Below are 10,692 nucleotides of genomic sequence, written 5' to 3' on the forward strand. Positions count from 1 at the left end.
GACGAGTTACTGTGCGCGCGGCCAAAGCGGCCACCAACGTGGTCGGCCCAACGCGGCCAAGGTACATGATGAAGCACAAAATAATCTGGGAAGGCGCGGTCAGGCTGGCCGTAATACCTGTGGACAGACCAACGGTGGCGAAAGCCGAGAGCACCTCGAAGGTGATCTGGTCGGTAGAGAATTGCGGGTTCAAAACCACTAGGGTTCCAACTCCGAACATCGCCACTGCCGCACCGGCCACAGTCAGGGCGAGCGCCTGGCGCGTAATCGAATTCGGCAAACGGCGCTTACCGATGGTGGTGTCCTCACGGCCCAGGAACTCCGCCGCCATCGCCGCAACGAGCACGCAGGTGGTGGTCACTTTCACGCCGCCGGCCGTACCGGCGGAGCCGCCGCCGATGAACATCAAGATGTCCGAGGCCATCAAGGTAATGGAATGTACATGCCCGTAGTCGATGGCATTAAAGCCCGCTGTACGCGGCGAAGCACTCATGAAGAAGCTATTGAGCAGCTTGGTGCCAAACGGCATATCTGCCAGCACGCCGGACCACTCGGCCACCAAGAAAAACGTCATGCCGCCGAAGAGCAAAATGGCAGTTCCCACCAGCGTCATCCGCGCGGTAATGGACATGTGGTGCACGCGCGGCGCACGCCCTCGCAGGGCGAGCTTGATCCGGCCGCGGATACGGCGCACTATCTCCGCCAACATGGGATAGCCTAAGCCACCCACGATGAGCGCAAAGGCCACCGGCAGCAGAATCCACGCATCGGTATTAAAACCAATCATATTGTCCGAGTACGTACTAAAACCCGCGTTGTTAAATGCCGAAATCGCGTGGAAGACACCCTCCCACATCGCGCGCAGTACTGGGACGCCATGTGCGAAATGCAGGCGTAGGGCCAAGAGGACAGCAACTGCAGCCTCGCAAACGAGGGTGACGAGAAAGGTAAGCAAGAGGGTACGGCGAATGCCGCCGGCTACGGGGCGGCCCTCGGCGGCCGTCGAGCGCCGCGCTTTCAAGCTGATGCGTCCGGTTAAAAGCATGCCGGATAAGGAGGCAAGCGACATGATTCCCAAGCCGCCGAGCTGGATGAGGGTGATAATTACCACTTGGCCGAAGGGAGTCCAGTACGTGCCGGTATCTTCAACGATAAGACCGGTCAGAGAGACAGCGGAAGTCGCTGTAAAGAAAGCGTGTAAAGGAGGAGTCCACTGCGTGCCTTCGGTAGAAAATGGCAGCATCAGCAGGAATGCCCCCAGCATGATGAGCAGAAAAAAGCCCAAAGCTGTCACGCGTGCAGGGCCAAAGATGCGGCTTCGGTTCTGCAAAGATCTTCGTTTCACAAATAGGGATGATAGACCTGTTAGGGCGATTTACCATTTTATAAGTGACTAATTTTTCTTGAAGGCTCGGCACACCGCGGGTACACAGGGGACATGAGTACTTTTGCACTTGAGAACCCAAACACTGGCCTCTCCGAGGAGACCTTCGACCGCATCAATGACTCTGACCGTGACGCGATCCTGGACCGCTCCACGGAAGCCTTCAAGAGCTGGTCCCGCACCTCAATCGAGGAGCGTGCAGCCATCCTCTTCCGCACTGCAGATCTCTATGAAGAAAATGCAGACAAGCTAGCCGAGCACATCGGCCGTGAGATGGGTAAGCTCACGCGCTGGGCAAAGGGCGAGATTCAAATCGTCGCTGACATCTACCGCTGGTACGCCGAGCACGCTCACGAGCTGCTCGCGCCCGAGTACTTGGCGGCCCAGGGCGCGCAAAAGACTGTTGTTCAAAAGGAGCCGCTCGGCCCGCTGCTGGGCGTTATGCCATGGAACTTCCCGTACTACCAGGTTGCCCGCTTCGCGGCGCCGAACCTTTTGCTGGGTAACACCATCGTGCTCAAGCACGCTTCCATCTGCCCGCTGTCTTCCCAGGCCTGCCAGGATCTCCTGGAAGAGGCAGGTCTGCCGAAGGACGCTTTCATCAACATCTACGCTTCCGGCTCCCAGATGGATGCCTTCGTGGCGGACAAGCGCATCAAGGGCGTTTCCCTCACCGGCTCTGAAGCAGCCGGCGCTGCGGTGGCAAAGACCGCGGGTGAGAACTACAAGAAGTCCGTGCTGGAGCTCGGCGGCAACGACCCATTCATCATCATCGATGACAAGAAGCTCGAGTGGACCCTCGATCAGTTCGTACCTATCCGCATGTACAACACCGGTCAGGCCTGCAACGCCCCAAAGCGCCTGATTGTGTTGGAGGATTTCTACGACCGCACCCTCGACTACCTGGTGGAGAAGATCGGCAACCTCAAGGTCGGCCCATACGACGACGAGAATGCCGACATCGGCCCACTGTCCTCCATCGGTGCCCGCGACGAAATCATCGAGCGCCTCGACAAGGCTGTTGCCGATGGCACCGCCACCGTCCGTGTGGGTGGCAAGAAGGTAGACCGCGACGGCGCCTACATGGAGCCAACGCTGCTTAGCGACGTCGATCCTTCCGCCGAGATCGCCTGCAACGAGATCTTCGGCCCAGTCGCAGTCATCTACAAGGCAAAGGACATCGACGAGGCCATCGCGATTGCCAACAACTCTGACTATGGCCTCTCCAGCTCCGTGTGGGGTTCCGACCTCGACAAGGCCTTCGAGGTGGCGCAGCAGCTTAACGACGGCATGACCTTCGTCAACGAGGCTTCCGTCACCGCTGCCGGCCTCCCGTTCGGCGGCATTAACCGCTCCGGCTATGGCCGCGAGCTCGAGCGCTGGGGCGTGGGTGAGTTCGTCAACGAACACCTCTACCGCGTCAGCGGCCAGGACGACGCGGGCCTCTCCCCGGCGATGTAAGTACACGAGCCCGCTCTTCCAGAGCCGCACCCCCCGTCCTGCCAGCTCATCACTGGTGGGGCGGGGGTTCGTCTTTTACTGTGGCCACAAATGGGGAGGTCACCCCGTAACCGCTGCGGTTCGTGTTAAGCGCTGTGATTATTGTTAGGCGACCTCACCATTTACTCCTCACCATCTAGACCTCACCACCTAGCGGCAACCACGGTGCAGCACAAGGACGCCCCTAAGACCGATAAAGAGTCCAAGCGCAGCATCCCACGCAAAACATGCAAACGCTCCCGGAGGCAGTGCGATTGAACTAGCCTACGGGAGCGTTTGAAGGTTTTAGAAGCTTTTACTTCTGCAGACCTTCAGCGATTGCCTCGAAGATGCCGCCGAGGATTTCGAGAACGGTGGATGCGATTTCCATGATGGAGTCCTAACTGTAAAAGGGTCATTAACAAGTGGAACTGGGCTTTGCCTGAATCCACCTAGGACCATACTTCCGCTACCGTAAGTAAGCTACCCCTAACCGCGCTTGAACCACCGGAAATTGCCCAAATTTAGCTTTATATTCAGGCGAAATATACTTTCGTATCCTCCTTTGTATAAGCCCTTTGCACGGGGGGTTTTAATTGAGCTCAATGATGGTACAAATAGAGTGTGCATAAATAAGAGTTTTAACTATGAAAGTAGATACCTATGGCTATTTTCCAAGTCGGCGATCCAGCATCGATGAGCACCGCTGACACCGATAGCCGCATTGCGACGTTGATCGTTGATGACGATCCCCTCGTACGCTCGTCGCTGAAGACCTACTTCTCATACACTGCCGACATTCACGTCGTCGCCGAGGCCAGCACCGGCGTCGAAGCCCTTTCGCTTCTCGACCAAATCGACATCGATGTCATCATCGCCGATATTCACATGCCCGAGATGGACGGAATAACGCTCTTGCGCGAGGCCAAGAAGCGGCCCACCCCACCAGCATTCGTAGCAATAACCGCTTTAGACACTGACAAAACAATGATCGAGGTCTTAACCAACGGAGGGGCCGGCTACGTTGTAAAAAGCAGCAAGCCAGCCACAATGTATGCCGCTGTGCGCGAGGCGGTAAACGGTGGCACAGCCGTATCGCCGCACGCACTAACCCGCCTGGTTGACTACCTTCCCCAATCCGATTCCCATACAGAGGGCGATAACGACAAAGAATCCAGCGTTATCGAGTTCAATGAGAAGTACGCCTTACTCACCGATACTGAGAAGCAAATCTTGAGCCACATCTGCGAAGGGCGCTCAAACGCAGAGATCGCCAAGTCGATGCACTACGCACAATCGACCGTTAAGAAGCAGATTTCCCACCTAATGTCCGTCTTCGCGGTGAGCTCCAGGCTCAGCTTGGCAATAACCGCACTGCCCCACATCGGGGTCTAAGTAAAAAGTCTCGAGACAGCGAGTAAACGATGTCTCGAGACTTCTCAAGTGGCGGAGACGAGAGGATTTGAACCTCCGGACCTGCGCAAGCAAGTCAACTCCTTAGCAGGGAGCCCCATTCGGCCGCTCTGGCACGTCTCCAGCGATTCGCAATGAATCTTCGCTTACTTTACCCGAGCCCCTCCACGCGTGCCAAACAGCCCCCTCACTACCGTCTAACTGCTTAGGTTTTAGCGGCGATTAAGCGCCGCATGCAGCTTCAATGCCACATACAAAGCGGCACAGCGCCAGCCATCTTCGAGGGCAGCCGAGCCCAGAATCTCACGGACGTGGTCTAGGCGATAATGCAAAGTAGCACGGTGAATATACAGCGCGGCGGCTGTGTCATTGACGTTGCGGGAATACTCGAAATAACAAAGCAGACTTTCCCAGTAGCTTTTGCGCTCGGCGTCTAAAAGCAGTGCGGCATCGGGGCTCAGCGCGCGCACGGTAGCCGGACTCAGATCCCAACCCAACAGCGCGCGCCAGGCGCCAGCCGCAGCCCAGTCCATCGCAGGTTGCCCGGTTAGCCGCGCCACGTCGGCCATGAAACGAGCCCGACGCGCAGTGGGAGCACTGCCCCGCGCACCAATCTGCGTTCCCGCCGTAAGGGCCGCGGAAGCAACCTCCTCAATCAGCGTTTTCGTGTCTTGCTCGTCGCGCGGGGATTCCACAATGATGAGCGAATCATGCAAGTCCAGGGCCAGAAACGGACGCCGCCGCAGCGGACGGGCGAGTTCCATCGTCAGCTGGACTAAATCACCGTCTACGTCGATACGGTGAATGAGCACTTCCCCATCACGCGGCAAAAGGTCGCGCTCGCGGGCTATAGCCAGCGCACTTTCATCACCCGCAACGATGTCACGGGTTAAGTCACCAAGCTGCTGCGCACGAGTGGCCAGGTAAGCATCGCGCTCGTCTACCAACTTGGTCAGCGTGCTCAGTTGCGGGGAAACGGAGGCAAGAGCGGCGTCGGAAAGCGCGTGCTCATCAATGATCCACACGTGCCCTACCAGGTCAGGACCGTGGCGCAAAGGAATAACCACGCGCGGGAGCATGTCATATTCCGCATTCGCCGGCAGGCGCACCGGGGCAGAAGATTCCTGAATGCCATAACTGAGCATCCACGGGATCGGCTCCGGCGGCGGGGTGCGCTCCAGAATCGAGGCCACGCGGTGACTATCCACGGCGCCCAACTGCGCGCTTGCCGCAATCACGTTGATAGAAGGAGTGGTTACCTCCACCGAGCATTGCAACTGCCGCGCGATGTCATCGGCTAACTCTTGAATCCGCGCCAGGTTCGGCGCCGTCAGTTTCGACATATGTCAAAGATAGTTCTCTATTTTGACTAATGACAACAAAAATGTGACCTACGATAATCGAAAAAGCACGTTTTATCGCTATCAAAAGAAAGGACTCGCAATGCAGACTACTGTCGGCGAATTTATCCTTGATCGCTTGAAGGCCATCGGCATCACCGAAATCATCGGTGTCCCGGGCGATTTCAACTTGAGCTTCCTCGAGCAGATCGACGAAGACAAGGACATCCGTTTCGTCGGCGCCTGCAATGAGCTGAACGCGGCCTATGCCGCTGATGGCTACGCCCGCCAGCGCGGCGTCGGCTGTCTGCTCACCACCTACGGCGTGGGCGAGCTTTCTGCGCTCAACGGCATCGCGGGTGCTCGCGCGGAGCACGTTCCGATGGTCTCCATCGCTGGCGCACCGCCGCAGTACGCCACCGAGTTCGGTTGGAACCTGCACCACTCGCTTGCCGACGGCGACTTTGCCAACATGCTCGACGCCATCGCACCGTTTACCGAGGTAGCCACCCGCGTTTCCCCGATGAACGGGGTCGAGGAATTCGACCGCGCCCTGCACACCTGCCTGCGCGAGAAGCGCCCGGTGCACATCCAGATCCCTTCCGATATCACGCACCTGACCATCGAGGTCCCGGATACCCCGTTCAGCACCGAGCTGGCTACCTCCGACCAGGAGCGTCTCAACGCCGCCGCCGATCGCGTGCTCGAGGCGCTGGCTGCGGCCAAGGATCCCATCTTCCTGATCGACCAAGACACCGATCGCCACGGTTTTACCGAGAAGTTCCGCGCCATCATCGACAAGGCCCAGCTGCCGTACTCCCAGCTTTCTTCCGGCAAGGCCATCCTGTCCGAGCGCGACCCGCTGTTCATCGGCACCTACAACGGCGCCGCTTCCGCCCCGGGCGTACAGGAGCGCATCGAAAACTCCGACTTCCTGGTCACCACCAACCCACGCTTCATCGAGGTCAACTCCGGTTCCTTCACCCACAATCTGGATAAGGCGCACGTGTTCAACTTCGGCGATCAGCATCTCAATGCTGACGGCGAGTACTTCGTGGGTATCAATACGCTTGAGCTTCTCGACGTCCTCGTCGAGCGCATCCCAGCCAAGGAAGCCGCCACGGGCGAGAAGTTTGAGCTGCCGACCTTCGAACCAGACGAGTCAGCGCCGCTGACCCAGGAGCGCATCTGGAACCAGATGGTTCACTTCCTCAAGGAAGACGACGTGGTCATCGCCGAGGCGGGTACTTCCAACATCGGCCTGGGCCCGCTGCGTATGCCGGAGGGCGTGCAGTACATCAACTCCACTATCTGGGGCTCCATCGGCTTTACCCTGCCTGCCGTGCTGGGCTCCCAACTGGCTAACCCGGAGCGCCGCCACGTGCTCTTCATTGGCGATGGTTCCTTCCAGCTGACCGCTCAGGAGCTTTCTACCATCCTGCGCCAGGGGCTCAAGCCAATCATCGTTCTGGTCAACAACGATGGCTACACCATTGAGCGCTACATCCTGGGCATGGAGCAGGAGTACAACGCCATCCAGAACTGGAGCTACAACGAGCTGCCGAAGGTCTTCAAGGCAGATACCACCATGGAGTCCTACGCAGCGAAGACCGAGGGCGAGCTGGCTAAGGCGCTCGCGGACATTTCTGAGCACCCGGAGCGCGGCGCCTTCCTTGAGGTCCAGCTCGACGCTTTTGATGCACCGAAGGGCCTGCAGGCGTTCGGCCCGCTCACGGCGGAGTTTGACTACGGCCCTCGCGGTCCGCGCAACCCGGAAACCTCTTCCCAGGGCTAAGGTGGTTGCCATGATTCGATCCGATCTTTCCTCCCTGCCCGTCTATGTTCCCGGTGCCCGCAATGAGACTGCTTTAAAGCTGTCTTCCAATGAGGCCACCCAGCCTCCGCTTCCGGAGGCGCTCAAGGCCATGGAGGCCGCGGCTGGCGACGCCAATCGTTACCCAGACATGGGCGTCGTCGAGCTGCGCACTGCACTCGCAGAGCACCTTGGCCTGACGCTCGATGAGGTGGCCGTGGGAACGGGTTCTTCTGCCATCTGCCAGCAGCTGGTACAAATCACCTGCCAGCCTGGCGATGAAGTGGTTTTCCCGTGGCGTTCCTTCGAGGCCTATCCAATCTTCGCCCACGTGGTTGGCGCGACGCCGGTTCCGGTCCCACTGAATGAGGAACACCGCGTGGACTTGCCGGCAATGGCCAAGGCCGTGACGGAAAAGACCAAGGTTATCTTCGTGTGCAATCCGAATAACCCCACCGGTTCGATCATCACCCGCGCGGAATTCGACGAGTTCCTGGCGGCCGTGCCGGATGACATCATCGTGGCATTGGACGAGGCTTACATCGAGTACAACCGCAACGGCTCACTGCCGCTGGCCACCGAGTACGTCAAGACGCACCGCAACGTCGTGGGCCTGCGCACTTTCTCCAAGGCCTACGGCCTAGCGGGCGTGCGCGTGGGCTATGCCTTCGGCGACAAAGAGATCATTGAGGCGTTGAACAAGGTAGCCATCCCGTTCTCCGTGAACACGGTGGCTCAGGTCGGCGCCCTGCACTCTCTGGTGGCACAGGATTCCCTGCGTGAGCGCACCGACGAGACGGTTCGCCAGCGCGAGCGCGTCACTGAGCACTTTGCTAAGTTCGGCGTTCCTGCTTCCGAGACCAACCACATCTGGTTCCCGGCAGCAAACATCACCGAACTGGGCACCCCACAAGAAGTCGCTGCCAAGCTCGCCGAAAACGGCGTGCTGGTTCGCGCCTTCGACGAAGGCGTACGCATCTCCATCACCACCGTCGAGGAGACCGATGTACTCCTCAAGGCGTGGGAGGCTGCTTTCGGCGCCTAAAAACGGCAAAGCGGGTAAAAGATCACAAAAGGGGTTGCCACCAAAGCAGCACCCCCTTTTAGCGAAGCGATATATCGCAAGCCGCGATATACTCCTATTCCTCGTCGTATTCGTAAGGCATCTTGTGCTTATCCGGATGCGGGACAACCATAAGCGCCATCAGCAGGCCAGCTCGGTCCTTTTCAATGATGAATCGGCTCAATGCCGCTGCGTCCGCGTCCCTAGGCAGTGGGTTGCCACCAAAGTTTGTTCCAATCTCACTTGATGAAGGGCTTGCAGCGTCATATATAGCAAGGTCATCAAAGCTCATGACTTTTTCAATGACATCCTGAAGCTGCTCACTAGTCAGTGCGTCGTCATCGTAGCCGGTATCTTGGACGATGTAGACAAGATTGACCCAATCATCATCGGCTCTGAACCAATCAATGACAGCGTCGTAGACTTCATCGGCAGTGAGAATCTTGCGCGGTTTATCGGGCAACATGGACCTTATAGCTTTCGGCTCCCGAAGACACTTCAAACGGGACTCATTGATGAATGAAACACGTAAACTTAGCGTTCTTCATTTCACTACCTGTGCTAAGCGTGTTTTTCCCCTTCGCTTCTCTTTTTCACAGGTATAGCAACCGAAAGAGCGATGCCTAGCAAGGCTATGGGAATCCCAAGATTGGTAAGCTTATTTTCCCAATATAGGCCCGCTACGCACAACAAAACCCCTGCAATGAGAACGACAAGGGTAAAAGCTTTAAGCAATTTCATTTCCGCATCGTCCTTACAATTTTCGTCGTCAACTGAGCTTAAGAATCGCCCTTTAGACTAACAATTCTTTTCCCACCAATGAGTCCTGTTTCTAAATCGGGTACTTTCGTATACTCTTCTCGGATTTTGTGGTTTGACCAGAACATGAAGGTGAAAATGGACGTGTTCCATGAAAGCATCCACATCACAGTCTATTGTCGGACGTAAATGCCCTGAGGACCGATACAAGACACTAGACCAGCAGCCCTACCCGCCTGCAAAAGGCGGCAACACGTCAACACGCGTCGCACCCGTGAGGGAGGCGGCGCGTTCGGCGTTTTTGCCATCCACCAGGAAGGTGCAGCGGTCTAGCACCTCGCCCAAGTTCATGCCGGCCTCGGTGGTGCCACTGTGCTCTGCGGCCACGGTGTCCAGCAGCTCGCCTAGCGTTGCAGGAGCTGCAATCTGTTCGTGGCTTACACCTGCCGCTGCGCGGGCGGCGGCGAAATAGTGAATTTCAACCATGTCTGCCACTATGCCAGTTTTTGCATTGAAAGTGCCGTTAAAATTGAAGAGGTTAACCAGGAACATAAGGAGAGGCACGCCAGCATGCGCAGTTACGAAGAACACCTAGCAGCTATCCGTGGGGCACTACCTGCGCCGACGGTGGTGACGCGCTCACTGCTGGAGGTCGATGGCTTGATCCTCGCGCGCACCATCGCCGCGGCTTATGACATGCCGCGCTTTAATAACTCGCAGATGGACGGCTACGCCATCACCACGACGGAAGGCGGCACCTTCACCGTCGGCCAGACGGTGGCTGCCGGTGCTGTGCCCAGCGCTGCACAGGATGGCATCGCGGCCCCAATCATGACCGGCGCCAAGGTGCCAGAGAACACCGTGACCATCGTCCCAGTGGAGCAATGCGAGCCACCGCAGTTCCCGCGCGAAGGGGAAAAAGTCACCATTCCGGCGGCTCCGGCGGGCCAGTTCATCCGCGAGGCCGGATCCGACATCGCGGCTGGCAAGGTGCTGGTGGAGGAAGGCACGCGGCTGACCCCAGCCATCATCGGCACGCTGGCCTCCCAAGGCATCACTGAAGTCGAGGTCTATGCCCCGGCACGCATCGTGGTCGCCACGGGTGGCGCAGAGATCGGCGGCCAAGGTGCGGCCAGCATCCCCGATGCGAATGCGCCGATGATTGCTGCTCTCTGCCGCGAGTACGGCATTGAGGTCGTCGCCTTTGTACGCACCAACGATGACCCAGGCATCCTGCGCTCCGATCTGGAAGGCGTGGTTCGCGTTTACCAGCCCGACGCCATCGTCACCTCCGGCGGCGTATCCCACGGCAAGTTCGAAGTCGTGCGCCAAGTCTTCGAAGAAGACGGCTGGTTCGGCCACGTGGCACAGCAGCCCGGCGGACCGCAGGGACTGTCCAAGCTAAGCAGCGTCCCGGTTATCTGCCTGCCCGGCAACCCCG

General features: G+C 58.2%; 10 protein-coding genes and 1 tRNA gene. 5 read left to right on the top strand and 6 right to left on the bottom strand.

All coding sequences use genetic code 11. The features are described 5' to 3' along the window. Positions 1-1,264, bottom strand: a 1,264-nt coding sequence (locus HMPREF2724_RS01980) for a TrkH family potassium uptake protein (RefSeq protein ID WP_246818190.1), incomplete at its 3' end; no start/stop codon positions are given. A 174-nt stretch (positions 1,265-1,438) separates the two neighbouring features. Here HMPREF2724_RS01980 and HMPREF2724_RS01985 point away from each other — a divergent pair. Next, on the top strand, positions 1,439-2,845 hold the full coding sequence (locus HMPREF2724_RS01985; RefSeq protein WP_070455671.1) for an NAD-dependent succinate-semialdehyde dehydrogenase: 1,407 nt from the start codon (positions 1,439-1,441) through the stop codon (positions 2,843-2,845). A 681-nt stretch (positions 2,846-3,526) separates the two neighbouring features. Next, positions 3,527-4,258, top strand: a complete 732-nt coding sequence (locus tag HMPREF2724_RS01990; protein ID WP_235591330.1) for a response regulator — start codon at positions 3,527-3,529, stop codon at positions 4,256-4,258. Positions 4,259-4,307: 49 nt separating this feature from the next. Here HMPREF2724_RS01990 and HMPREF2724_RS01995 read toward each other — a convergent pair. Together HMPREF2724_RS01995 and HMPREF2724_RS02000 are read right to left on the bottom strand one after the other, a co-directional pair. Beyond that, positions 4,308-4,399 (bottom strand) — tRNA-Ser (locus tag HMPREF2724_RS01995). A gap of 89 nt (positions 4,400-4,488) precedes the next feature. Beyond that, a complete protein-coding gene (locus HMPREF2724_RS02000) occupies positions 4,489-5,619 on the bottom strand; it encodes a helix-turn-helix domain-containing protein (protein ID WP_070586898.1) in 1,131 nt (376 codons plus the stop codon). 100 nt (positions 5,620-5,719) lie between these two features. Between HMPREF2724_RS02000 and HMPREF2724_RS02005 the strand changes: the two genes are divergently transcribed. Both HMPREF2724_RS02005 and hisC read left to right on the top strand, forming a co-directional pair. Beyond that, a complete protein-coding gene (locus HMPREF2724_RS02005; RefSeq protein WP_070586901.1) occupies positions 5,720-7,411 on the top strand; it encodes an alpha-keto acid decarboxylase family protein in 1,692 nt (563 codons plus the stop codon). Between the two features lie 10 nt (positions 7,412-7,421). Next, positions 7,422-8,474 (top strand): histidinol-phosphate transaminase, encoded by a 1,053-nt coding sequence (gene hisC / locus HMPREF2724_RS02010; RefSeq protein WP_070586904.1) that lies wholly within the window; start codon positions 7,422-7,424, stop codon positions 8,472-8,474. Positions 8,475-8,568: 94 nt separating this feature from the next. Here the strand turns inward: hisC and HMPREF2724_RS02015 are convergent, their stop codons facing one another. The 3 genes from HMPREF2724_RS02015 to HMPREF2724_RS02025 all read right to left on the bottom strand — a co-directional run bounded on the left by HMPREF2724_RS02015 (position 8,569) and on the right by HMPREF2724_RS02025 (position 9,737). Beyond that, positions 8,569-8,958, bottom strand: coding sequence for a hypothetical protein (locus tag HMPREF2724_RS02015; RefSeq protein WP_062036260.1), 390 nt, complete (start codon positions 8,956-8,958; stop codon positions 8,569-8,571). 95 nt (positions 8,959-9,053) lie between these two features. After that, a complete protein-coding gene (locus HMPREF2724_RS02020; RefSeq protein ID WP_062036262.1) occupies positions 9,054-9,233 on the bottom strand; it encodes a hypothetical protein in 180 nt (59 codons plus the stop codon). A gap of 246 nt (positions 9,234-9,479) precedes the next feature. Beyond that, positions 9,480-9,737 (bottom strand): MoaD/ThiS family protein, encoded by a 258-nt coding sequence (locus HMPREF2724_RS02025; RefSeq protein WP_062039224.1) that lies wholly within the window; start codon positions 9,735-9,737, stop codon positions 9,480-9,482. An 84-nt stretch (positions 9,738-9,821) separates the two neighbouring features. Here HMPREF2724_RS02025 and HMPREF2724_RS02030 point away from each other — a divergent pair. Beyond that, a partial coding sequence (locus HMPREF2724_RS02030; protein ID WP_070586906.1) for a molybdopterin molybdotransferase MoeA occupies positions 9,822-10,692 on the top strand: 871 nt, incomplete at its 3' end.

Source organism: Corynebacterium sp. HMSC071F07, assembly GCF_001810285.1.
GTDB lineage: Bacteria > Actinomycetota > Actinomycetes > Mycobacteriales > Mycobacteriaceae > Corynebacterium > Corynebacterium simulans.

Bases quoted from the DNA above. Each gene is read 5' to 3' on its own strand.
- HMPREF2724_RS02020 (WP_062036262.1), bottom strand. From the start codon at position 9,233: ATGAAATTGCTTAAAGCTTTTACCCTTGTCGTTCTCATTGCAGGGGTT.
- HMPREF2724_RS01990 (WP_235591330.1), top strand. From the start codon at position 3,527: ATGGCTATTTTCCAAGTCGGCGATCCAGCATCGATGAGCACCGCTGAC.
- HMPREF2724_RS02025 (WP_062039224.1), bottom strand. From the start codon at position 9,737: ATGGTTGAAATTCACTATTTCGCCGCCGCCCGCGCAGCGGCAGGTGTA.
- HMPREF2724_RS02005 (WP_070586901.1), top strand. From the start codon at position 5,720: ATGCAGACTACTGTCGGCGAATTTATCCTTGATCGCTTGAAGGCCATC.
- HMPREF2724_RS01985 (WP_070455671.1), top strand. From the start codon at position 1,439: ATGAGTACTTTTGCACTTGAGAACCCAAACACTGGCCTCTCCGAGGAG.
- HMPREF2724_RS02000 (WP_070586898.1), bottom strand. From the start codon at position 5,619: ATGTCGAAACTGACGGCGCCGAACCTGGCGCGGATTCAAGAGTTAGCC.
- hisC (WP_070586904.1), top strand. From the start codon at position 7,422: ATGATTCGATCCGATCTTTCCTCCCTGCCCGTCTATGTTCCCGGTGCC.
- HMPREF2724_RS02015 (WP_062036260.1), bottom strand. From the start codon at position 8,958: ATGTTGCCCGATAAACCGCGCAAGATTCTCACTGCCGATGAAGTCTAC.